General features: G+C 69.4%; 26 protein-coding genes and 4 tRNA genes. 5 read left to right on the top strand and 25 right to left on the bottom strand.

All coding sequences use genetic code 11. The annotated features are described in order from the left end of the window. Positions 1-8 precede the first annotated feature (8 nt). Entirely contained in the window at positions 9-929 is a 921-nt protein-coding gene (locus tag ACYVHG_RS09705) for a hypothetical protein (RefSeq protein ID WP_461167234.1), read from the bottom strand. Positions 930-1,017: 88 nt separating this feature from the next. Beyond that, positions 1,018-1,836, bottom strand: a complete 819-nt coding sequence (locus ACYVHG_RS09700; protein WP_461167233.1) for a DUF2786 domain-containing protein — start codon at positions 1,834-1,836, stop codon at positions 1,018-1,020. Between the two features lie 165 nt (positions 1,837-2,001). Here ACYVHG_RS09700 and ACYVHG_RS09695 point away from each other — a divergent pair, with 165 nt between their 5' ends. Next, entirely contained in the window at positions 2,002-2,436 is a 435-nt protein-coding gene (locus tag ACYVHG_RS09695) for a hypothetical protein (RefSeq protein WP_461167232.1), read from the top strand. Positions 2,437-2,507: 71 nt separating this feature from the next. On the opposite strand, the gene rplA is transcribed toward ACYVHG_RS09695, so the two are convergent. From rplA to ACYVHG_RS09640, 11 genes are all read right to left on the bottom strand, one after another. Next, a complete protein-coding gene (rplA, locus tag ACYVHG_RS09690) occupies positions 2,508-3,221 on the bottom strand; it encodes a 50S ribosomal protein L1 (RefSeq protein ID WP_461167231.1) in 714 nt (237 codons plus the stop codon). A 103-nt stretch (positions 3,222-3,324) separates the two neighbouring features. After that, on the bottom strand, positions 3,325-3,756 hold the full coding sequence (rplK, locus tag ACYVHG_RS09685) for a 50S ribosomal protein L11 (protein ID WP_068523954.1): 432 nt from the start codon (positions 3,754-3,756) through the stop codon (positions 3,325-3,327). 59 nt (positions 3,757-3,815) lie between these two features. Beyond that, positions 3,816-4,652 carry a transcription termination/antitermination protein NusG gene (gene nusG, locus ACYVHG_RS09680; RefSeq protein WP_461167230.1) on the bottom strand — a complete coding sequence of 279 codons (837 nt, stop codon included), beginning with the start codon at positions 4,650-4,652 and terminating at the stop codon, positions 3,816-3,818. Positions 4,653-4,694: 42 nt separating this feature from the next. Beyond that, positions 4,695-5,084, bottom strand: a complete 390-nt coding sequence (secE, locus tag ACYVHG_RS09675; protein WP_461167229.1) for a preprotein translocase subunit SecE — start codon at positions 5,082-5,084, stop codon at positions 4,695-4,697. A 74-nt stretch (positions 5,085-5,158) separates the two neighbouring features. Further along, a tRNA-Trp gene (locus tag ACYVHG_RS09670) sits at positions 5,159-5,231 on the bottom strand. A 118-nt stretch (positions 5,232-5,349) separates the two neighbouring features. Further along, a complete protein-coding gene (gene hadB / locus ACYVHG_RS09665; RefSeq protein WP_461167228.1) occupies positions 5,350-5,775 on the bottom strand; it encodes a (3R)-hydroxyacyl-ACP dehydratase subunit HadB in 426 nt (141 codons plus the stop codon). Further along, the gene (hadA, locus tag ACYVHG_RS09660) at positions 5,762-6,328 is read right to left on the bottom strand and encodes a (3R)-hydroxyacyl-ACP dehydratase subunit HadA (RefSeq protein ID WP_461167227.1); all 567 of its coding nucleotides are present in this window, start codon (positions 6,326-6,328) and stop codon (positions 5,762-5,764) included. The genes hadB and hadA overlap by 14 nt, the downstream gene beginning before the upstream one ends. Before the next feature lie 98 nt (positions 6,329-6,426). Beyond that, positions 6,427-6,594, bottom strand: a complete 168-nt coding sequence (gene rpmG, locus ACYVHG_RS09655; protein WP_013125415.1) for a 50S ribosomal protein L33 — start codon at positions 6,592-6,594, stop codon at positions 6,427-6,429. 33 nt (positions 6,595-6,627) lie between these two features. Further along, a tRNA-Met gene (locus ACYVHG_RS09650) sits at positions 6,628-6,701 on the bottom strand. Between the two features lie 32 nt (positions 6,702-6,733). After that, positions 6,734-6,806, bottom strand: a tRNA-Thr gene (locus ACYVHG_RS09645). Positions 6,807-6,940: 134 nt separating this feature from the next. Then, a tRNA-Tyr gene (locus ACYVHG_RS09640) sits at positions 6,941-7,025 on the bottom strand. Between the two features lie 95 nt (positions 7,026-7,120). Between ACYVHG_RS09640 and ACYVHG_RS09635 the strand changes: the two genes are divergently transcribed. Continuing rightward, positions 7,121-7,612, top strand: a complete 492-nt coding sequence (locus ACYVHG_RS09635; protein ID WP_461167226.1) for a YajQ family cyclic di-GMP-binding protein — start codon at positions 7,121-7,123, stop codon at positions 7,610-7,612. A gap of 21 nt (positions 7,613-7,633) precedes the next feature. On the opposite strand, the gene ACYVHG_RS09630 is transcribed toward ACYVHG_RS09635, so the two are convergent. The 8 genes from ACYVHG_RS09630 to ACYVHG_RS09595 all read right to left on the bottom strand — a co-directional run bounded on the left by ACYVHG_RS09630 (position 7,634) and on the right by ACYVHG_RS09595 (position 15,402). Continuing rightward, on the bottom strand, positions 7,634-8,488 hold the full coding sequence (locus tag ACYVHG_RS09630) for a M48 family metalloprotease (RefSeq protein ID WP_461167225.1): 855 nt from the start codon (positions 8,486-8,488) through the stop codon (positions 7,634-7,636). Between the two features lie 7 nt (positions 8,489-8,495). Continuing rightward, a complete protein-coding gene (locus tag ACYVHG_RS09625; protein ID WP_461167224.1) occupies positions 8,496-9,488 on the bottom strand; it encodes a polyprenyl synthetase family protein in 993 nt (330 codons plus the stop codon). Between the two features lie 4 nt (positions 9,489-9,492). Continuing rightward, entirely contained in the window at positions 9,493-10,182 is a 690-nt protein-coding gene (locus ACYVHG_RS09620; protein WP_461167223.1) for a demethylmenaquinone methyltransferase, read from the bottom strand. A 21-nt stretch (positions 10,183-10,203) separates the two neighbouring features. Further along, positions 10,204-11,358, bottom strand: a complete 1,155-nt coding sequence (locus ACYVHG_RS09615; RefSeq protein WP_461167222.1) for a glycosyltransferase family 4 protein — start codon at positions 11,356-11,358, stop codon at positions 10,204-10,206. 39 nt (positions 11,359-11,397) lie between these two features. Beyond that, positions 11,398-11,883 (bottom strand): DUF3592 domain-containing protein, encoded by a 486-nt coding sequence (locus tag ACYVHG_RS09610; protein WP_461167221.1) that lies wholly within the window; start codon positions 11,881-11,883, stop codon positions 11,398-11,400. Beyond that, complete coding sequence (gene menD, locus ACYVHG_RS09605) at positions 11,880-13,550, bottom strand: 2-succinyl-5-enolpyruvyl-6-hydroxy-3-cyclohexene-1-carboxylic-acid synthase (RefSeq protein WP_461167220.1); 1,671 nt, start codon at positions 13,548-13,550, stop codon at positions 11,880-11,882. The genes ACYVHG_RS09610 and menD overlap by 4 nt, the downstream gene beginning before the upstream one ends. Before the next feature lie 62 nt (positions 13,551-13,612). After that, a complete protein-coding gene (locus ACYVHG_RS09600; RefSeq protein ID WP_461167219.1) occupies positions 13,613-14,908 on the bottom strand; it encodes an MFS transporter in 1,296 nt (431 codons plus the stop codon). A gap of 113 nt (positions 14,909-15,021) precedes the next feature. Continuing rightward, positions 15,022-15,402, bottom strand: coding sequence for a winged helix-turn-helix transcriptional regulator (locus ACYVHG_RS09595; protein ID WP_461167218.1), 381 nt, complete (start codon positions 15,400-15,402; stop codon positions 15,022-15,024). Between the two features lie 168 nt (positions 15,403-15,570). Between ACYVHG_RS09595 and ACYVHG_RS09590 the strand changes: the two genes are divergently transcribed. Next, positions 15,571-16,839, top strand: a complete 1,269-nt coding sequence (locus ACYVHG_RS09590) for a saccharopine dehydrogenase family protein (RefSeq protein ID WP_461167217.1) — start codon at positions 15,571-15,573, stop codon at positions 16,837-16,839. A 36-nt stretch (positions 16,840-16,875) separates the two neighbouring features. On the opposite strand, the gene ACYVHG_RS09585 is transcribed toward ACYVHG_RS09590, so the two are convergent. Together ACYVHG_RS09585 and ACYVHG_RS09580 are read right to left on the bottom strand one after the other, a co-directional pair. Then, on the bottom strand, positions 16,876-17,787 hold the full coding sequence (locus tag ACYVHG_RS09585) for a universal stress protein (RefSeq protein ID WP_461167216.1): 912 nt from the start codon (positions 17,785-17,787) through the stop codon (positions 16,876-16,878). Between the two features lie 154 nt (positions 17,788-17,941). Next, entirely contained in the window at positions 17,942-19,378 is a 1,437-nt protein-coding gene (locus ACYVHG_RS09580; RefSeq protein ID WP_461167215.1) for an amidase, read from the bottom strand. A gap of 107 nt (positions 19,379-19,485) precedes the next feature. Between ACYVHG_RS09580 and ACYVHG_RS09575 the strand changes: the two genes are divergently transcribed. After that, on the top strand, positions 19,486-20,124 hold the full coding sequence (locus ACYVHG_RS09575) for a TetR/AcrR family transcriptional regulator (RefSeq protein ID WP_461167214.1): 639 nt from the start codon (positions 19,486-19,488) through the stop codon (positions 20,122-20,124). A gap of 3 nt (positions 20,125-20,127) precedes the next feature. Here ACYVHG_RS09575 and ACYVHG_RS09570 read toward each other — a convergent pair whose 3' ends face one another. Continuing rightward, complete coding sequence (locus ACYVHG_RS09570) at positions 20,128-20,580, bottom strand: hypothetical protein (protein WP_461167213.1); 453 nt, start codon at positions 20,578-20,580, stop codon at positions 20,128-20,130. A 103-nt stretch (positions 20,581-20,683) separates the two neighbouring features. Between ACYVHG_RS09570 and ACYVHG_RS09565 the strand changes: the two genes are divergently transcribed. Then, positions 20,684-21,154 carry a hypothetical protein gene (locus ACYVHG_RS09565; protein WP_461167212.1) on the top strand — a complete coding sequence of 157 codons (471 nt, stop codon included), beginning with the start codon at positions 20,684-20,686 and terminating at the stop codon, positions 21,152-21,154. On the opposite strand, the gene ACYVHG_RS09560 is transcribed toward ACYVHG_RS09565, so the two are convergent. Continuing rightward, the gene (locus ACYVHG_RS09560) at positions 21,136-22,146 is read right to left on the bottom strand and encodes an o-succinylbenzoate synthase (protein WP_461167211.1); all 1,011 of its coding nucleotides are present in this window, start codon (positions 22,144-22,146) and stop codon (positions 21,136-21,138) included. The two genes, ACYVHG_RS09565 and ACYVHG_RS09560, sit on opposite strands and share 19 nt — an antisense overlap.

The raw sequence follows: 22,146 nt of genomic DNA, 5'->3' as shown, positions 1-22,146 counted from the left end.
CGCTGTCCCTAGACGTCCTTGGCCACCTTGAGCTGCTCGACGATCGCCCGGCCGGTGGCGGCCATGTCCTCGCGGCCGATCGGGATCACCAGCATGGCGTAGGTCTGCGGCGCCGAATCGATCACGATGACGGTCACGTCGTCACCGGCGACGGTCAACTGAGGACCGGTGACCAGGATCTTCCCGACCACCTTGGACGCGGGGACACCGTCGACGGTGATCGCCTCGGGTGCACCCTGCTCCACCCTGCGACTGGTGGTGCTCCGGTAACCGGCACCGTCGGCGATGCACTGGATCATCCGGGTGGAGGCGTCCCGGGTGCTGATCTTCGACCCGAAGTTGGTCTGCCCCACCTCCGCTCCGGCCTGCCAGGGCTGGCCGTCACCCATCGACTTCTGCAGTCCGGCGGCGCCGATGCTCTGCGCGTAGACGGTGTAGCCCTCCGGCTCCCAGCCGGGCGCCGCGGAGACCGGGAAGGACAGCGGCCCCGAGGTCACACGTTCGCCGATCTCGGCGGCCAGCCCGGTGCCGGGCATACCGCAATCGCCGCCGGTGCTGCCGGTGGTGGGCTGCGCGCCGGTCCGGGTGGCGGACTGCTCATCGCCCGACGCGGATCGCACCACCAGCACCACTGCGGCGATGGCGACGACCACGATCAGCGCGGCGGCCAGACCGATCGCCAGGAACAACCCGGTGCGCTTGGGCCGCTTCGGCGGGCCCGGGTGCTGTCCCGGGTCCTGGCCGTACGGCGGGTACTGGCCGGGCTGCTGCCCGGATTGCGGATACTGCCCGGGGTACTGGCCGGACCCGGGCTGCTGCCCCGGGTACTGCTGCTGCCCCGGGTACTGCTGCTGGCCGTAGGGGTACTGGTATCCGCCCTGCGCGTACGGATCGGGCTGCTGCCCGTACGGATCCTGCGGATTACTCATTCGCACCTCGCCTCACGCTGATCGACCACATCCGCACCGGGGCTGATGCCCGCACCGGTGCACCCACCCCGAAGTATGCCCGCTGCGGTCACGACGCGCCCCGATCCAGCGCACCCCGGCCGCCGCCGATCTCGGTGTGCGCGCCCAGACGTGCCGAACGGCCGGCCCGGTCCCCTGCACGGCGGGCACCGTCGGAGTATCCGGCCGAGGCACTGGACCCGCGCCACCGGCCGCGCGCCGAGGACTGCTCACGGTAGAACGACGACAGTTCGAGCTCCTTGTCGCGCAGCGCGACCGCGGTGCCGGGGCGCCCCTGATCGGTGGCCCGCGTGCGGGCCGCTTCGCGGGCCTGCGCCAGCCGGGCGCCGATCCGGGCGGCGAACGCGGACTGGAAGTTGATCCGCGCGGTGACGCCGGACACCGGTTTGGTCTCCACCCAGCGACGCCGGGTACGACGGTCCTCGTAGAGCTGCTGCACCGTCTCGGACTTGTGCGCACCCGAGCGGAGGTAGGCATCGGAGGCGCGGACCATCTGGATCACCAGCGAGGCGTACAGCGCCTCACAGGCGTCGACGTCCTCGGTGAAGCCGTAGGCGAAGACGAAGGTGGAGTTGGAGGCGACGTCGCAGGTGACGTCGTTGGACCGGGCGATGGCGACGAACAGCTCGACGAACGTGCGCAGACCACGCCGCCCGGCCTCCCCGATCCGGACGGTGCGCTGCTCCGGGACGGCGCGGGCGCGCTCGGTGCCGCGCTGATGCGCCCGGGCGACCGCGAGATCGATGGACGCCGCGGTGGCCAGGCGCTGCGCGGCCTCGGTGAACGTGGCGGCCTCGTGTTCGTTGTCGGTGCCCTCCGCCTGCCGCAACAGCGCTCCGATACGGCTGAGCAGCTTGTCGTCGTCCATGGGCGCGAGGATACCCACCGCCCCTGACAGATCCGGATGCCGCAGCTCACCGCCGAGAAGGCCGCGGAGAGTCACATCACAAGCCTGCGCCCAGCGCTCGACAAGCACCGTCGGTTAGTCTGAGCCCGACCTAAGAGCTTCTGACTAACAAGGGGAGAATTCACTATGTCGACGCCGAACGACCCGTACGGGCAGCAGCCCGATCCCAACCAGTACCCGGGTCAGCAGTACGGCGGCTACGACCCGAACGCGCAGTACGGTGCCGCGCAGTACGGCCAGACACCGTCGTACCCCGGTCAGCAGTATCCGGGCTACCCGGCGCCCCCTTCCGGCGAGATCCAGGATCCCGACAACGCCATGGGCATCGTCGGCCTGATCCTCGCGATCGCGTGCTGCGGTCCGATCGGCCTGGTGGTCAGCTGGATCGCGCTGAAGAAGTCGAAGGACCGCGGCTACAAGAACACGATCGCCCTGATCGGTACCGTCCTCGGCGGCATCAGCAGCGTGTTGATCGTGCTGATCGGCGGCTTCTATCTGGTCGCCTTGATCATCGCGCTGGCGTCGGCCGATTCGAGCAGTTACCTCATGGGCCTGATCTGACCCCGATGAACGGAACGCGCCCCGGCCGGACGGCCGGGGCGCGTTCTTCGTCGCCCTGAAGCGGGTCGAGGCTATGCCTCGTCCTCGGTGAGGTTGCTCACGCGCTGCGGGTCCACCGGGATGCCCGGTCCGGTGGTCGTCGAGACGGTGACCTTCTTCAGGTACCGGCCCTTGGCCGCCGACGGCTTCGCACGCAGGATCTCGTCCAGCGCGGCGCCGTAGTTCTCCACCAGCTGCTTCGCATCGAAGGAGGCCTTACCGATCACGAAGTGAAGGTTCGAGGCCTTGTCGACGCGGAAGTTGATCTTGCCGCCCTTGATGTCGCCCACGGCCTTGGTCACGTCGGGGGTGACGGTACCGGTCTTGGGGTTCGGCATCAGGCCGCGCGGTCCGAGGACGCGAGCGATCCGGCCCACCTTGGCCATCTGGTCCGGGGTGGCGATCGCGGCGTCGAACTCGAGCCAGCCGCCCTGGATCTTCTCGATCAGGTCCTCGGCGCCGACCTCGTCCGCACCGGCGGCCTTGGCCTCCTCGGCCTTGTCGCCGACGGCGAACACGATCACGCGGGCCGTCTTACCGGTGCCGTTGGGCAGGTTGACGGTGCCGCGCACCATCTGATCGGCCTTACGCGGATCGACACCGAGGCGCATGGCGACCTCGACGGTGGCGTCCTGCTTGGTGGAGGAGGTCTCCTTGGCCAGCGTGACAGCCTCGAGCGGGCTGTACAGCTTGTCCTTGTCGACCTTCTCGGCAGCGGCCTTGTAGGCCTTGCTGTTCTTGCTCATGTATCTAGCTCTTTCGTTCTTGCCCACCGTGTGGGCAGTGAGTGGTTCTGCGGGCCGAGCCGGCCCTCCCACGGGAGGCGTGCGCCTCCCGGTAACACTCGACTTACTCGACGGTGATACCCATCGAGCGAGCAGTGCCGGCGATGATCTTCGCGGCCTGATCGATGTCGTTCGCGTTCAGGTCTTCCTTCTTGGTCTCAGCGATCTCGCGCACCTGATCCCAGGTCACCTTGGCGACCTTGGTCTTGTGCGGCTCTCCCGAGCCCTTCTGCACACCGGCTGCCTTGAGCAGCAGCTTGGCAGCCGGAGGAGTCTTCAGCTTGAAGTCGAAAGAACGGTCCTCGTAGACCGTGATCTCGACCGGGATGACGTTGCCACGCTGCGACTCGGTCGCGGCGTTGTACGCCTTGCAGAACTCCATGATGTTGACGCCGTGCTGACCAAGCGCGGGACCCACGGGCGGTGCAGGGTTGGCCTGCCCGGCCTGGATCTGGAGCTTGATGAGCCCGGCGACCTTCTTCTTCTTCGGGGGCATCCTCAGTTTCCTTTTTTCTTACCCCGTGCCTGTGATCGGCGCGGGAAGCATGTATCTCGCTAGGAGATCTTCTCGACCTGGTTGAAGGCCAGCTCGACGGGCGTCTCACGACCGAAGATCGACACCAGCACCTTGAGCTTGCGCTGCTCGGCGTTGATCTCGCTGATGGACGCGGGCAGGGTGGCGAACGGACCGTCCATGACGGTGACCGACTCGCCGACCTCGAAGTCGACCTCGACCGCGGGGCCCTGGGAGACGGCCGCGCCGGAATCGGCGGCACCGTCGGCGGCGCCGGAACCGGCGGCCTTGTCCTTGGCCGGCTTGGTCCGAGCGCTCTCCGGGAGCAGGAACTTGACGACCTCGTTCATGGTGAGCGGCGAGGGCTTGCTGGTCAGGCCCACGAAACCGGTGACGCCGGGGGTGTTGCGCACCGCGCCCCAGGACTCGTCGTTGAGGTCCATGCGCACCAGGATGTAGCCCGGCAGCACCTTGCGGTTGACCCGCTTCTGCTGGCCGTTCTTAATCTCGGTGACCTCCTCGGTGGGAACCTCCACCTGGAAAATGTAGTCACCGACGTCGAGGTTCTGCACACGGGTCTCGAGGTTGGCCTTGACCTTGTTCTCGTAGCCCGCGTAGGTGTGGATGACGTACCAGTCGCCGGGAGCGGTGCGCAGCTGCGCCTTGAGCTCCTCGACCGGATCGACCTCGTCCTCCTCGGCGGCAACGCTGTCGACCTCATCCTCAGCGGCAGCGCTGTCGACCTCGACCTCAGCGGGATCGTCGGACTCGGGCGCGGTGGCCTCGGCGGGCTCGACCTCCGTCGCCACGGCAGCGTCGTCGACCAGCACGTCCTCAGGGGCGTGCTGTTCTGCCTCGTTGTGCTCCGGGGTGCTCACAGCGCCGAAGTTCCTTCCGTCTCGTCTTCTCGGGTGCTCCGGCTAGTCGCCGAAGCCCCACAACATCAGCTTCGCGAAGCCGAGGTCCAGCAGGCTGACGAACGCGGTGAGAACCACCACGAACACCAGCACGATGATCGTGTAGTTGATCATCTGACTGCGGGTGGGCCAGATGACCTTGCGCAGCTCGGCGACCACCTGGCGGATGAACAGCCAGATCGCCGCGAACGGATTGCGCGAGCCGGTCTTGGCCGCGTCCTTCTTCGGGGAACCGACGGCGACGGCTCCACCGGTCTCCGGGGCGTCGGCGAGAGCGGTACCGCCTCGACGGCCACTCCCCCGCTTTCCGGAGGGGCGGGCCTGCTTGGCGTCCTCGGCGGCGCTCTTGCCAGCGGTGTCGCCGGTGGTCGCGTCGTCGTGCTCGTCGCTCACGCAAATCCCTCCGCAGATCCTCCGGCGATCCGCAGATCCACCGATTTCAAAGCCGGGCTCGGGGCCCGCCTATGCAGGGGCGACAGGACTCGAACCTGCGACCTGCGGTTTTGGAGACCGCTGCTCTACCAACTGAGCTACACCCCTTTGCAAGACCTCGCGGTCTCGCATCCGCATCCGATTCCGGGCGCGCTTCAAGCACGCCCGGAATCAGTGCGGACAGTTCAGTGTACGGCACATCAGTGCCGCACCTCAAAACGGCCTGTCAGGCGAACTGGACCGTCGCGATCGGCTTGCCGAAGATCTTGCGCTCACCCTGCTTGACGGTGAGGAACACCACGCCGGTCTTGGTCTCCGGATCGAGCGACTTGATCTTGCCGGTGTAGAGCAGCTCGGCCTTCTGATCTGCGGGGACGTACACCATGGCGGAGAAGCGGACGCTGTACTCCTTGAGCGCGCCGGGGTCGCCGAGCCACTCCGTGATGTAGTTCGAGCCCAGGCTCATGGTGAGCATGCCCTGCGCGACCACGTCCTCCATGCCGGCCAGCTTCACGATGTGATCGGACCAGTGGATCGGGTTCGGGTCTCCGGTGACGCCGGCGTAGTTGACCAGGTCACCACGGGTCAGCTCGAACGTGCGGGCGGGCAGCTCGTCGCCCACGGCGACGTCGTCGAACTTACGAAGCGCCATACATCATCACCTTTTCCATTGCATTGATGAAGCCGAGATCCTCGCCCTCGCCGGAGCGGCCGGCCAGCGTGGTCCAGGAGGTGATCAGCGCGTTGCCGTCCTGATCGGAGATCTCGTTGCGGGTGACGATCAGGTCGACGCCGGCCGCCTGCTTGAACTGATCGAAGTGCACGTGGGTGGTCAGCGTCATGCCGGCCAGGATCGGCGCGTGGAACTGCACCTTCTGCTCGGACTGCACGACCGGGCGGCGGCCGTAGCCGATGATGGCGTTCTCGAACAGCGGACGGTGCGCGATGATCCCGATCAGCGAGAACATGATCGGCGGGGCGACCAGATCCGCGTATCCGGCGGCCTTCGCGGCCTCCAGATCGTGATGGATCGGATCGGTCAGCTGGCTCGCCGCGGCGAACTCCCGGACCTTCTCGCGGCTGACGAAGTACTTGTCGGAGTACTCGTAGTTGTAGCCGACCGCGGCGCGCGTGCGCTCTGCGACCTGCTCGGGGCTGAGCTGCTCGGTGACCGGACCACCGGGCACATCGATGTCATTGCTCACGTGCACGACCTACCTAACGTGAATGGGGCTGAGGGGCAGTATGCCAAAAGGGAGGGCATCCGTTACGGATACCCTCCCCTGGTGTAAGCCTTCTGAGGTCAGCGCGACTCTCGGTGCGCCTGATGCGATCCGCAGTTCGGGCAGAACTTCTTCAGCTCGAGGCGATCGGGATCATTGCGCCGGTTCTTCTTGGTGATGTAGTTCCGGTGCTTGCACACCTCGCACGCCAAGGTGATCTTGGGGCGAACATCTGTCGATGAAGCCACGACGGTTCCTCTTTCACGATCTGGAGTCAGTTGTAGCGGTGGGGGGGCTCGATCCCCCGACCTCACGATTATGAGTCGTGCGCTCTAACCAGCTGAGCTACACCGCCCTGAGCTATCAGCACATTGCACTGGTCTAGCGAGCCCCCTGACGGAATCGAACCGTCGACCTTTTCCTTACCATGGAAACGCTCTGCCGACTGAGCTAAGGGGGCGTGTTCCCGGGGCACCGTTTCCGGCGCTCCAAGAGCCTCAACGAGACTATACACCGCGGATCAGTTCAACCAAATCCGCAGGTCAGTCCCTTATCGCTGCGGCCCCCGACGATCAGATCACCGGGGGCCGCAGCTGGTGGCACGTGTAGGATTCGAACCTACGTAGGCATAGCCGACGGATTTACAGTCCGCTCCCATTGGCCGCTCGGGCAACGTGCCTTCGCCGCCCGTGAAGGCAGCGGATGAAAGAGTACAACGCCCCTACGGGGGCGACGCAAACCCGCAGGTCAGCAGTTTAAGGAGTACAGCAGAAGATGGCTGATTCGTCGTTCGACGTGGTGAGCAAGATCGATCGCCAGGAGGTCGCCAACGCCCTGAACCAGGCTTCGAAGGAGCTCAGTCAGCGCTACGACTTCCGGGGCACCAACACCACCGTCGAGGCCTCCGGCGAGGACAAGATCGTCATCACCTCCGACGCCGAGGAGCGGGCCAAGGCCGGCCTCGAGGTGTTCCAGGAGAAGCTGATCAAGCGCGGCCTCTCACTCAAGGCCTTCGACGCCGGCGATCCGGTGGCCTCGGGCAAGACGTACAAGATCACCGGCACCCTCGTCGAGGGCATCACCAGTGAGAACGCCAAGAAGATCAGCAAGCTGATCCGTGATGAGGGCCCCAAGTCGGTGAAGGCCCAGATCCAGGGCGAGGAGCTGCGCGTGTCCAGCAAGTCGCGCGACGATCTGCAGGCCGTGCAGGCGCTGCTCAAGAACGCCGACCTCGACATCGCGGTCCAGTTCGTCAACTACCGCTGACGGCGGCCTGCGCCCGCGCCGCTACGAGGTGAGCGCGGCCAGCCGCTCGATCCGCTCGTCCACCGGCGCCTGGGTGGCGAACAGCCGGCCCAGCCGGTCACCGTCCCGGAACGGGCACACCAGCATGGTGTGCGCGTGCACCGCGATCTCCGGCTCCGGGGGCAGCGGAGCCTGCGCGGCGGCGCCGCTCACCCGCTGCAGGGCGCGGATCAGCGCGGACGGATCCGCGGTCAGCAGGGCACCCTCGTGATCGGCACGGACGTCGACGGTGCGCGAGACGCCGAGGCGGATCAGGGCGCCGGCGATCGGCGCCAGTACCGAGAGCATCGCGGTGACCACCCGGCTGCTGCGCCTGCCGCCGTCGCCGAAACCGAGGATGTAGCCGAAACCTGCGAGGCCGCAGATCACCGCTCCGAGTGCCCCGGCGACGGAGGAGACCAGGGTCTCGCGGGCCCCGATCCGGGCCAGCTGGTGGCCGAGCACCGCACGCAGTTCCCGCTCGTCGAGCAGGTTCATCAGCCCCTGGGTCACGCAGATCCCGGCGTGGGTCGGATCGTGTCCCACGGCGAAGGCGTTCGGAGCGGCGGTCGGCGAGAGGTACAGCGCCGGCATCGGTAGCCGCGCGGCGGTCGACAACTCTCGGACCAGCCGGAACAGCGCCGGCTGGTGCAGTTCGGAGACCCGCCGGGCGTGCATCGCCCGCAGCGGCAGCGTCGGGCCGGCGGTGTACAGGTAGGCGCACAGCCCGGCGGCCAGCACGATCGAGAGCAGGAACACCGTCTGCCCGAAGACGGCGCCGGTGGCCAGGACGAAACCCGCCACCAGCGCCAGTAGCAGCGCGGTGCGGATCCGGTTCCCGAGGCCGTGTGCGTGCAACGAGGGCCTAGCCCAGGCGGGCGACCGTGAAGGTGACCAACGATTCCAGCGAGGAACGTGCTTCCGATGCGGGCAGCTGAGCCAGCTCCGAGCGGGCCCGGTCGGCGTACTCCTCGAGCGTCACCCGCGCGTGCTTCATGCCCTCGGAGCGCCCGAGCAGTTCGATCGCCTCGTCGACCAGCGCGTCCTCGGTGACCGGCCCGGTGAGGATCTCGCGGAGGCGGTCACCGTCGGGCCCGCGGTCGTGCAGGGCGTGCAGCACCGGCAGGGTCCACACGCCCTCACGAAGGTCGGTGCCGGGGGTCTTGCCGGACTGCTGCGCGATCGAGCTGATGTCGATGATGTCGTCGCTGATCTGGAAGGCCATGCCGATATCGGCACCGATCCGGTACATCCGCTGCGCGAGGTCCTCGTCGGCTCCGCCGTGCAGCGCGCCGAGCAGCCCGCAGGTGGCGATCAGGCTGCCGGTCTTGCCCCAGATGGTGTCCAGGTAGTGCTGCACCGGGTCGCCCTCGCCTGGACCCTTGAGTTCGAGCATCTGGCCGGTGACCAGTTCACCGAAGCAGGTGGCGATCACGCCGACGGCGCGGGGACCGAGGTCGGCGCCGTACGCCGAGGCGCGGGCGAACAGGTAGTCGCCGGCCAGGATCGCGATCGAGTTGCCCCACCGCGCGTTGGCCGACGGTGCGCCGCGGCGGGTGTCCGCCTCGTCCATCACGTCGTCGTGGTACAGCGTGGCGAGGTGGGTCAGTTCCATCGCGGCGGCGGCGGTGATCACCTGCTCCGACGGGGTTCCGCCGATCCGTCCGGCGAGGACGGTGAACATCGGCCGGAAGCGTTTGCCACCGGCCTGGAACAGGTGCAGGGCCTCCTCGATCACGCACCCGTCTGCTTCGGCGATCCCATCGGTGATCACCTGTTCCACGCGGGCCAGTTCCGCGCGGATCCCGGACGCGAACTCGTCGGACCCCAGTCGGACCCCGGCAACCGTCTTCTCCACGTGTTCAGCCTAGCGGTCGGGTCGCGGTGTGCAGTGCCACGATGCCGCCGGTCAGGTTCGTCCACGCGACGTCGGTCCAGCCCGCGTCCCGCACGATCTGCGCCAGCGGCTCCTGCGCGGGCCAGTTCCGGATGGACTCGGCGAGGTACTGGTAGGCCTCCGGATTCGACGATCCGCGCGCCACCACCTGGATCGCCTGCAACGCGACCCGCTCGTAGAGGGTGCGGAAAACCCCGTTGACGGGGGTGGAGAACTCGCACACCACCAGCCGTCCGCCCGGCCGGACCACGCGGGCCATCTCGCGCAACCCGGCCGCGGTGTCCTGGACGTTGCGCAGGCCGAAGGAGATGGTGGCGGCGTCGAAGCTCGCGTCCGCGAAAGGCAGCGACATCGCGTCTCCGGCCACCATCGGCACCCGGCGGAAGGCGCCGGCGTGCAGCATCCCGGTGGAGAAGTCACAGGCCGCGGCCCACGCGCCGGAGCGCGCCAGGGCCACCGTCGAGACTCCGGTGCCGGCGGCGAGGTCGAGGACCCGGTCCCCCGGCCGCAGGCGCAGGGCCTTGCGGGTGCGGTTGCGCCAGTAGCGGTCGAGACCACCGGTCATCAGGGTGTTGGTGCGGTCGTAACGACGGGCTACACCGTCGAACATCGAGGCGACGTCGCCGGGTCGCTTTTCCAGGGAGGCCCTTGCCATGACCCGCAAGCTACACGAAGTTCAGACGACGGCCCGCCGGGCGCCGATCCGCCCCGGCGCCGCGATCACGCTGCGGTAGTGCTCGAAGAGCTGATCGCACAGCGCGGGCCAGGTGCGGGCCAGCACCGACTTGCGGGCGGCGTCGCCGAACCGGGCGCGCAGGGCCGGATCAGCGAGGGTGTCGATCACACCGGGCAGCATCTCGGCGAAGTCGCCGGTGGGCAGCAGGTAGCCGTTGCGGCAGTGCGCCACCAGATCGCGCGGTCCGCCCTGGTCCGGGGCGATCGCCGGGACGCCGGAGGCGAGCGCCTCCTGCACCGCCTGACAGAAGGTCTCGTGCTCTCCGGGGTGCACGAACACGTCGAGCGAGGCGTATGCGGCGCCGAGGTCCGAGCCGCCGAGCTGCCCGGTGAACACCGCCCCCGGCAGCAGTCGCTGCAGTCGGGCGCGCTCGGGGCCGTCGCCGACGATCACCAGCTGCACGTCGTCCCGCCCGGCGAGCCCGGCGAGGCGCTCGACGTGCTTCTCCGCGGCCAGGCGGCCGACGAAGCCGACGATCATCCGGTCCGGGCGATCGCCCAGCCAGCCGGCCCGCAGGTCGTCACTGCGCCGACTGGGGGCGAAGCGCTCGGCGTCCACGCCGCGGGCCCACGTCTTCACCCGGGGGATGCGATGTTCACGCAGGTCGGCGACCGAGGCCGACGACGGAGCCAGAGTCAGGTCGCACTGCTTGTGCATCTGCCGGGTCCACCACCAGGCGGCGCGTTCGAGCGGGCCCAGGCCGTAGGAGCCGGCGAATCCGGCGACGTCGGTCTGGAAGATCGCCACCGTCGGGATGTCGAGGCGCCGGGCGGCGGCGAGGCCGCCCGCGCCCAGGAAGTACGGGGAGGCCAGGTGCACCACGTCGGGCTCGAACTCGCGCAGCACGTCCACGATCGGCATACCGGGGCGCCCGATGGGCAGCGAGGAGATCTTCGGCAACATCCGCGCCGGCACCCGGTAGACCGGGAAGCCGAGGTGCGACGTGGCGGCCGGTTCCTCCCCCTTGACGGTGTCCGGTGCGATCACGATCGCCTCGGTGCCGGTGCGACGGCAGTGCTCGAGGACCCGCAGGACCGAGTTGGTCACTCCGTTGACGTTCGGCAGGAACGATTCCGCGACGATGGCGATGCGCACGTCGGTGAGTGTGACGCCGCGGAATGTCCGCTCGGGCGCCTACCGGCTTGCGCCGGGCCGAACGTCAGGTGAACTGTCGTCGGCCGCGGGTTCGCCGACCAGGTCGTCGTCCCGACGGCGGTGACCCACTGCGACCAGCACCATCACCGCGCCGATCACCAGTGACGCCCCGGCGGCGACCGAGGCGGCGGGGAGCACCGCGACCACCGCCGACCGTCCGGCCACCCGCACCAACTCGGGCTCCGCCCGGGAGTACTCGACCTGGATCCGGTCGCCCTCGGACAGCTCGCTCGGGTACAGCACGCCGAGCGGAGGATTGTGGTTGACACCGTCGGGCGTGTAGAAGCTGATCGTCGAGCGGTGCGGGCCGGCGGAGAGCACCTCCGCGGTCGCGACGCCGAGGTCGGATTCGATGGCCCGGTCGTCGCGCCAGGCCGCCAGCACCAGCACGGCGCACAGTCCGACGATCAGGATCGCCGCCCACAGCAGGGTCAGCTGGACCCGGCGCAGCGCGACCCGGCTCACCGGCCGCCCCCGGCGATCCGGGCGCGCATCCGGGCGTGCAGCGCGCGCAGCCCGGAGCGTTCGGTGCGCACCTCGATCACCTGCAGGCCGTCGCCCGTCCGGTCGCCGACGTCGAGGTCGGCCAGCCCGGCGAGCCGGTACCGCACCCCGTACGCGGCGCACAGGGCACCGATGTCGGTGCCGTGCGGGGTGCCGAAGACGCGGGCCGCACCGCCGTCGTACTCGGATCCGGAGAACCTCTCCTCCCCCTGTTCGAGCAGGGAGAAGATGCCGCCGCCGTTGTCGTTGGCGACCACGATGGTGAGGTCGTCCGGCCGCGGTTCCTGCGGGCCGATGAGTAGGCCGGAGGCGTCGTGCACGAAGGTCAGGTCACCCATCAGGGCGACGGTGCGCCGCTGCGGGTGGGACAGCGCGGCGCCCACGGCGGTGCTGACGGTGCCGTCGATCCCGGCCACGCCGCGGTTGGAGAGCACGCGCACACCGGGCGGGAGGTGACCGGCGAGGGCGACGTCGCGCACCGGGTTCGAGGCCCCGACCACCAATTGATCGTCGGGGCGCAGGAGCGCGCACACCGCGCGCGCGACGTGCAGGCCGGTGACCGGCTCGCCGCCGAGACCGTCGTCGACGGCGCGGCGGGCCTCGGCGTCGGCGTCGGCGCAGCGCCGCAGCCAGTCCGGGTCGGGTTCGCCCACCGGGACCACGCGGGTGCCGGTGGCGGCGACGTTGCCGGAGACGTCCGGCCAGCGCGGTCCGGTGGTGACGGCGTAGACGGTGACCTCGGGATCGGCCAGCAGCGCGCTGACCTCGCGGTGCAGGGTGGGGCGGCCGCAGATGATGGCCTGCCGGGGTTTGAGGGACGGCAGCGCCCACGGGTGCAGCAGCTGCTGGGCGGCGCCGGCGGCCTGCGGCGAGGTGGGCTCGGCCACCGTCGGGAGGCCGGCCAGGGCCGGGTTCTCCCCCGCCCCGTGCCCGGAGACGACGACGGTGTCCGGGGTGAGGTCGATCGGCAGAGGGACGTCGAGGGTGGCCACCGGGGCGACGGTCCACGGGCCACCGTCGGGGCGGCCCCGGACCAGTTCGGGTGAGGGATCGTCGGGGACGAGGGGTTCGCGCAGCGGGATGTCGAACTGGACCGGCCCGGCGTTGCCGGTGCGGGCGCCGCGCGCGGCGGCGAGGGCGCGGCAGACGGCGCTGCGCCACTGGGAGTTGCGGTCCAGGCCGGGTTCTGCGAGTCCGAGGCTCAGCGCCGCGCGGACCTGGTTGCCGAAGATCCCGAACTGTTCGATGGTCTGGTTGGCGCCGGATCCGAGCAGTTCGTAGGGGCGGTTCGCGCTGATCACCAGCAGCGGGACGCGGGCGTAATTGGCCTCGAACACGGCCGGTGAGAGGTTCGCGACGGCGGTGCCGGAGGTCATGATCACCGGGACCGGGCGGCGGGTGGCGGCGGCGAGGCCGACGGCGAGGAAGCCGGCGGTCCGCTCGTCGATGCGCACGTGCAGCCGCAGCTCACCGCGGGTGTCGGCGGCGTGCACTGCGAACGCGAGCGGGGCGTTGCGCGAGCCCGGACACAGGACCACGTCGGTGACACCGCCACGGACCAGTTCGTCCACGATCACCCGCGCTTGCAGCGTGGACGGGTTCGGGGCCCGGTCGTCGGCTTCGTGCATGCCGACCACCTTACGACCAGCTCGATCGCGTCCCGGCCGGTGACACCGTCCGCGATCGCTCCTCACCGGCCGGCTGCCGGGGATGAACTCGGTCTCGGGCACGCCCGCCGGCCGGCGAGGATGCCGAGGATCGCGGCGCAGACGCACAGGTGTGCGCCGAACACCCACACCACGGTGTAGCCACCGGTGTACTCACGGAGCAGACCGCCGGTCAACGCCATGCCTCCGGCTCCGAGCTGGTGGGCGACGTTGATCCAGCCGAAGCAGAGGGTGCTCTCGGCGCCGAAGTAGGAACGACACAGTGCCAGGGTGGGCGGAACGGTGGCGACGTCGAGGATTCCGAAGACGACGGCGAACACGATCAGGTTCGGCGTGACAACCGAACCGAAGATCATCGGCAGCAGGATCAACGCGATGCCCCTCGTCAGGAAGAACACCGCGAGCACGATCCGCGGGTCGGCCCGATCACTGAGCCAACCGGCGCAGATCGTGCCGGGAACATTGGCGATGCCGATGATCGCGAGCAGAGTGGACGCCGCAGTAGCGGTCATACCGCTGTCCGTCGCGGCCGGTGTGAAGTGACTCCACATCAGCCCGTTGGTCGTCGCCCCGCACAGCAGGAACATCACCGCGAGCGTCTGGAAGCGAAGGTCCGTTCCGCTTACCCGGAGCACCCTGATCGATCTGGTCAGTGACGGTTCCCGTATCGGCTCCCCGGCGACCACCGGCGCGGGGTCGGCGTCACCGTAGGCAGCGGAGTCGATCTCGCGTGGATCGTTGTGCAGCACCAGTACCACCAGCAGCGCCGCGAGGGCTGCCAGCGCACCGCAGACCACGAGCGGTCCTCGCCATGAGGTGGCGGCCATGACCCAGGAGAGCAGCGGAAGCATGACGAACTGGCCGGCCACGCTCGCAGCGGTCAGTATTCCGGTTGCCAGACCCACATGGGTGCGGAACCACCGTTGCGCGACGCTCGCTCCGAAAACCATGGTCACTGATCCGGTTCCGGCGCCCACCAGTAGTCCCCACCAGAGAATGAACCACCTGGCACTGGGTGCGAAGGTCACCAGCAGCACGGCGGCAGTGGCGATCAGCGTCAGTGCGCCGGCAACCACCCGTCGAGCACCGACCCGGTCCATCACTGCGGCAGCGAACGGAGCCGTCGCGCCGTAGAGCATCATGTTCAGCGCCACCCCGAATCCGATTTCGGTTCGGCTCCACCGTTCTTCAGCGATCAGTGGGTCGGTGATCAGCCCGGCGATGGTGGTGAAGGAACCCGCCGCCAGGAGTGCGGACGCCGCGACGGCGACCATCCGCCAGGCTGGGTGCAGTCGCCCGATCCGACGCGGATCACACACCCGGGCATCACCTTTGGGCGCAACACCACAGTCGTCCATGTCGCCAACCTAAGGTCGCGATCAGGCCGGCGGAAGTACGCACTTTCCCGTCCGGTAGGCACCCGCTCGTCCACTTAGCAGTCCGCACCCGGTGCGTGTGCGGTCGACAGTCCCGCGAGCCGTGCGTACTTCTCACCCCAGTCGTTCAGTGTCGCCACCAGCGGCCCGAGCTCGCGACCCACGTCGGTGAGTGCGTACTCGACCCGGGGCGGAACTTCGGGGAAGGCGGTGCGGGTGATGATCCCGTCGGCTTCGAGTTCTCGCAATTGCCGGGTCAGCACCCGGGGCGTCACCGGCCCGACGGCGCGACCGAGTTCGCCGTACCTCATCGGGGCGGCGTGCAGATTTTTGACGATGGTCATCTTCCAGGCGCCGCCCAGCACGGCGATGCTGACCTCCACCGGACAGACCCGGTAAGCCCGGCTCACGGCCTCGCGGGTGGTCCGTGCCGCCATATCCGCCCCCTATCGCACGCCTTATCCACGCAACCGCCCATACGTGCAGTTTCATACATACTAACGCGAATGCCTATTCCGTCCTTGCCTTGTGCCCGGCCGCCCCGCCACCCTGGAACCCTCCTACCTCCGTGCACAAACGTGCAAAACACCGCTAACATGTCTGATATGACTGCTGTGGGATCCCGGGAGTTCGACCTGATCGTGTTCGGAGCGACCGGCTTCGTCGGGAGGCTCACGGCCCGCCACCTGGCAGAACACGCACCGGCCGGTGTGCGGATCGCGCTCGCCGGACGGACCGAGTCCAAGCTCGTGCAGCTGCGGGAGTCACTCGGTCCCGGCGCCGCCGACTGGGGCATCGCGATCGCCGACGTCGACGAGCCGTCCACACTCGATGCGATGGCCGCCCGCGCCACCGCACTGTGCAGCACCGTCGGCCCGTACGCGAAGTACGGCGAGACCGTGGTCAGCGCCTGCCTGAACGCCGGGACGCACTACGCCGACCTCACCGGCGAGGTGCTGTTCGCGCGCCGCTCGATCGACAAGTTCCACGAGCAGGCGGTCGCCTCGGGCGTCAAGATCGTGCACTCGTGCGGCTTCGACTCGATCCCCTCCGACCTCGGAACCTTCCTGCTGTACCAGCGCGCCCAGGCCGACGGTGCCGGCACGCTCGGCACCACCACCCTGGTTATCCGCTCGATCCGCGGCGGCGCGTCCGGCGGCACCATCGCCTCGGCGATGGGCCTGGCCGACGAGGTCAGTACCGACCGTGACGCCCGCCGGATCGCCGGGCGCCCGCACTCGCTCAGCGCCGACCCGTCCCGTGAATCGCCGAAGCAGCCGGGCGATCTGTCGGTGGTGGACGCCTCCACGGTGGACCCCTCACTGCGCGGCTCGCTCGCGCCGTTCTTCATGGCGAGCTACAACACCCGCGTGGTGCGCCGCACCAACGGCCTGCTCGACTTCGCCTACGGCCCCGGTTTCCGGTACCGGGAGACGATGTCCGTCGGCTCCACCCCGGTGCTCTCGACGGTGGCCTCGCACCTGGTTCAGGGCGCGCTGGCGCTGGGCATCGCGGCGCTGGCGATCAAGCCGCTGCGTCCGGTGCTCAGCAGGGTGCTGCCCGCGCCCGGCGAAGGACCGAGCGAGAAGTCGCAGGCCAAGGGCTCGTTCATCGCCGATGTCTACACCCGCACCAGCGACGGCCGCCGGTACCGCTGCACCATCGGTGCCCGCCAGGACCCGGGGTACAGCGGTACCGCGGTGATGCTGGGCGAGAGCGCGCTGGCCCTCGCCCTCGACGGTGACACCGCCCGCGGTGGCGCAGAGCTCCCGGCCCGCGCCGGAGTGCTCACCCCCGCGGTGGCGATCGGCGATGTGCTCGCCGATCGGCTGCGGGCGCAGCGGTTCACCGTCGAGACCGACGAGCTGCGCTGATCGGCCCTCCGTCCGGTCGGGCCGAGAGGCCGGCGATCAGCTCCGGACGATCAACACCGGGCAATCGGCGTGCGCGATGAGGTGCCCGCTGACCGAGCCCAGCAGGAAGGTGCCGATGGCACCGCGACCGTGACTGCCCACGACCACCAGGTTCGCCCCGGTGCTGGCCTGCACCAGGGTGGCGGTCGCATCACCCCGGGTGACCACCTTGGTGATGCCCACGTCCGGGAACTCCGAGGCGTAACCGGCCAGATTCTCCGCCAGCGCGGTCTCGGCGCGAGCCTCCTCCGCCTCCCAGTCGATGCCGTACGAGGCGGCGTACGCGGAGGCGTAGAACGAGGGCAGGTCGGTCCACGAGTGCACCGCGACCAGGTCCGCCCCGCGCGCGGAGGCGTTCTCGAAAGCCGCGCGGACGGCGGCCGCGCTGGTCTCGGAGCCGTCGACCCCCACGACCACGGCACCGTCGGGCGCGGCGGTTCCGCGGACCACGGCGACGGGGCCGGTGACCTTCCGCGCGACCCCCTGGGCGACGGAACCGATCAGGACCCGGCTGAACGCACCGACGCCGGTGTCGCCGACCACGGTGACCCGGGCGTTCTTCGACAGTTCGACCAGCAGATCGACCGGCTTCGCGGCCGCGCTCACCGAACCCACCTCCAGGTCCGGGTGGGCGGCCAGCGCTGCCGCCTTGGCCGAGGCGAGGGCCTCGTCGGTCTGCCCCTTGAGGTAGGAGTAGAACGAGTCCGAGGCAGTGAGGTTGAACCCCAGCGCCGCGGCGGCGGTGTCCGCCGCACTGGCGATGACCAGCGGCGTCGACCGGCGCACCGCCTCGTCCGCGGCCCAGGCGGCCGCGGCCTGCGATCGCTCGGAGCCGTCCACACCCACCAGGACGTAGGACTTCGGCAGGCGTGCTGCGATCGAATCGAGATCGGACCGGGAATCGGACATGGGGTTCACCCTCCTGGAGACGACGGCGCTGATGTGCGCATTTTTCACACTATGGGCAAATCCTCGGCGTCGCTACGGATCACGTCCGGGTCGGGACGTTGGTCCCGGCAGTTCGGGCCGACGGCTCCGGGACCGCAGTGAATCGCTTCGTCGGCTATCCGCCGACCCGGGCGAACGGGCGGATCTGCTCCACCTCGTAGGCCAGCTCCAGCAGTGCCGATTCGGAGCCGGCCGGTCCGGCGAACTGCGCGCCGAGCGGCATCCCGGCACCGTCGAAGCCGCACGGAACCGAGATCGCCGGGCCGCCGGAGATGTTGTTGAGCGGGGTGATGCCGACCATCGCGATGGTCCGGGACATGAACTCGTCGAAGGGCAGTGCGGGATCGAGGTGGCCGATCCGCGGGGTGGTGTCGGTCATCGTCGGAGACAGGATCAGGTCGATGCCGTCGTCGACGAAGGTGCGCTCGTAATCGCCGATCACCGCACGCAGTCGACGGATCGCTCCGGGTATCGACGGTGCGCTGCGCCGTCCGGACCGCAGCAGCTCGCGAGTGACCGGATCGAATCCGCGCAGGCGAGCGCGACCGCGGGCATCGATCACCGATCCCGCGACCTGCGCGGCGGCCAGGAAACCCCAGTAGTGCAGGAAGTCGTCGACGAAGCCGGAATCGAGGTGCAGCTCACGCATGGACAGCTCGACGATCTCGTGGCCGTGCGCGGCGAGTTCGTCGGCGAGGCTGTGCACCGGGGCCAGGCACTCGTCGGCGATGCCGTACTCGGTGACCGACTCGGTGACCAGTGCGATCCGACGGCTGCGGCCGGTGCCGCGCACGTGCCCGATGGGCGGTAGCGCCGGGTTGCGGTAGTGCTGTTCGGCGGCGGCGAGGTAGCCGGCGGTGTCCCGCACGGTGCGGGTGAGCACACCCTCACCCACCACGTTGATCGGCAGCACCCTCGCTTCCGGCCGGCCGGCCATCCGCCCGCGGGTGGCCTTCATGCCGACCAGTCCGTTGAGCGCGGCGGGGATGCGGATCGAGCCGCCGCCGTCGTTGCCGTGGGCGATGGGCAGGGCACCGGAGGCCACCAGGGCGGCCGCGCCGGACGACGAGCCGCCCGCGGTGCGATCGGAGTTCCAGGGATTTCGGGTGGCGGCTCGCCCGCCGGCGAACTCGGCGCTGGCGGTCAGTCCGAACTCCGGCATCACGGTCGAGGCCAGCACGGTCACGCCGGTGGCCAGGTGCTGCTGCGCGACCGGCCCGTGTTTCTTCGCCGGGGTCTGCGGCAGGGCGTCCGAGCCCATGGTGGTGGCGAGTCCGGCGAAGGCGGTGTTCTCCTTGATCGCCGACGGGACGCCGTAGAAGGGTGCATCATCGCTCGCCTCCGGACGCGCGCCCTCGCTCGCCCACCAGCGCACCGCGCCGAGCGCGGGGTCGACGGTGCGGATCCGCTCGGTCGCGGCGTCCGCGGCCTGCGCCGCGGTGAACCGTCCGGCAGCGATCGCCTCAGCGACACCGGTGGCGTCCAGGGTGGCGAGCACGTCGTCGCGGTACGCGCTCACCCGCTTGGATTCGGTGGTGATCTCGATGGTCATCGGTTCTCCTCCCGGCCACAGCCGAGTTTGTACAAACTTACAGAGATTGAACCTAGCCTGATTCTGTAACTTTGTACAGACTTCTGTGGGATCTAGACTTCACCGTTGTGGAGGAGCGAAAACACCGGCAGAGCACCCTCGAACGCAGGCGCGCTCTCATCGACGCGACGGTCGCGATCGTGGGTGAATCGGGGTACGCCTCGGTGACTCACCGCGCGGTGACCGCCCGAGCCGGGCTCCCGACCACCTCGATCGGCTACTTCTTCTCGTCGATCGACGAGCTGACCCACGAGGCGATGCGCACCTTCGTGGCCGAGGAGTTCGAGAGTCTGGGCGCCCTGACCACCTTTCTGAGCGGATCCTCGGCCACCGAGAATCAGGTGATCGCAGCCTTCGCCGAGTCCGCCCGGGTGCGCGAACCGGAGTCACTGGCGCTGATCGAGGCCTACCTGCGGGCGGCGCGCGACCCCGCCGCCCGGGTGGTGGTGGCGGAGTACGTGGCCGCGGCCGAGAGGCTGGCACTGGCGGCCGGCGGACTCACCGGCGTGGGCCCCGAGGTGGGAACCGGACTGGCCCGCGGGGTGCTCGCGCTGCTCAACGGATTCACTCTGATCGAGGCGTCCCTGCCGGAGATGGCCGACATCGACGTCAAGACACGCGCACTACGGACCCTGCTGATCGGCGCGCTGTTCGAGCAGGGCGACGAAGACGCCGCCCGCGAATTGCGGGACGGCGCCGGACGCTGACCGTCAGCCGCGATCCTCGGCCGCGATCTTGGCGGCCACGGTTTCCTGCGCCTCGCGGATACCGGCGGCGTAGGCCGGATCGAGGGCACCGTCGAGCGCGAAGTCGAACTCACGGCTGGTCTGCAGGCTGTCCCCCGCCTCGACGAAACGGCCCTGCCGGCGGTAGCCATCGGCGAGGTTCAGGTGCAGCGACGGCATGAACCCGGCCACCGACAGGGACTCGTGCACGGCCTGCAGATCGGCGTCGGAGACGTGCACCGATTCGGCGAGACAGGTCTCGTCCCAGCGGACCTCGGCGTCCACCTCGTCCTGCGCGTCGGCGATGTAGTGCGCCGCGATGCAGCGGGCGGCGTGATCATGCGGGTCGATCTGCGCCCACAGCGCCTCGAGCTGCTGCTTGCGCTCAGCGACATCGCCGGTCATCGCGGCGCCCAGCTGCTCCATCAGGTTCTCCATACCCGCGATCCTAGGCGGTGCGGCCGACAGGTTCTCGGCGGCGAAGCCCGACTTGCCGCCCGAAATCCGTGAAATCCCACACCGGACGGAGTAGAACTCGGGAATGAGAACGCTGCTGACCACAGTCCTGTCACTGGCCCTGGTGGGCACGCTGGGTGTGATCGGGGCACCCGCCGCGAACGCGGCGAACGTCGAGGCGGCCATCGCCCGCGGTATGACGCTGCTGGGTACGGACACCTTCGGCGAGTACGGCTGTGAGGATTTCGTCGACTTCGCCTACGGCCGCACCACCGCCAACGGCATCCCCCGCGATTCGGCGCGCTCGTTCTACGAGGCGCTCAAAGCCAAGGGCCTGGGCAACTCCGAGTTGCCGGCACCGCGCGGCGCACTGGTGTTCACGCAGAGCGACTACGGCTATCACGTGGACATCTCCCTGGGGGACGGGACGTACCTCAGCGGAGGCGTGCAGGGTCTCCAGCGCGGTTACGGTGACGGCAGCCAGATCCAGGTGATCGATGCACCGAATCCTCGTCCGCACCGCCTGCTGGGCTGGGCCTACGCCCCCTGGAAGTAGTCCGTTCCGGCCGGAGTCTCCCCGAGCAAGGTGTGGCACCGCCGCAGGCGGTGCAGCCACCAGTCGCGGCGCTCACCGCCGATCTCCACGGCGGCGAGCAGCTCCGGTGCCGGCGCGATCCGCCGCACCGCCAGGGCACCGTCGATCACCCGGTGCTCACCGAGGTCGGCGGTGAAGAAGCCACCGGTGCCCAGCCCTGCGGCACCGCCCTCCGGCAAACACGCCGCGGCGACGATGCCGGCGCCGAGACCGACCGCGGTATCGAGCGCCGACGACACCGTGACCCGCACCCCGGCAGCGTCTTTCAGTGCATCCGCGACGGCGAGAACCGCACGGACGCCGCCGAGCGGGGCGACTTTCACCACCGCCACGTCGGCGGCGCCGAGCTCCGCAACTCGCATCGGATCGGCTGCGCGGCGGATGGATTCGTCTGCGGCGATGCCACAGGCGCCACCCAGTCGTCGGCGCAGTGCGGCGAGCTCCTCGACGGTGGCGCAGGGCTGTTCGGCGTAATCGAGCGGCCCGCCGTCGAGCAGTCGTGAGATCGCCTCGTAGGCTTGGTCGACACTCCAACCGCCGTTGGCATCCACTCGGATCACACTGCCGGGCAGCGTGTTCCGTACCGCTGCGACGCGGTCCAGATCATCGGTCAGGGACTGCCCCGGTTCGGCGACCTTGACCTTGACGGTGCGGCAGCCGGGGAATCGCCGGAGCACCTGCGGGACCTGCTCGGCGGCGACGGCGGGCATCGTCGCGTTGATCTCGACCGCGGTGCGCCGCGGCTCCGGCAGACCCCGATAGGCGGCCTCGATACCGGCGCGCAGCCAGGACGCGGCCTCGGCGTCGTCGTACTCGGGGAAGGCGCCGAATTCGCCCCAGCCGTACGGACCCTCGAAGACCACCGCCTCGCGGACGGTGATTCCGCGGAAGCGGATCCGCATCGGTAGGCGCACCACCCGGGCGGCGGCCACCAGTTCCTCGACGTCGACCAT

The sequence above is a fragment of the Tsukamurella serpentis genome, assembly GCF_054780975.1.
The sequence above is the reverse complement of the archived record's forward strand: the minus strand, read 5'-3'. Positions and strand labels throughout refer to the sequence as shown.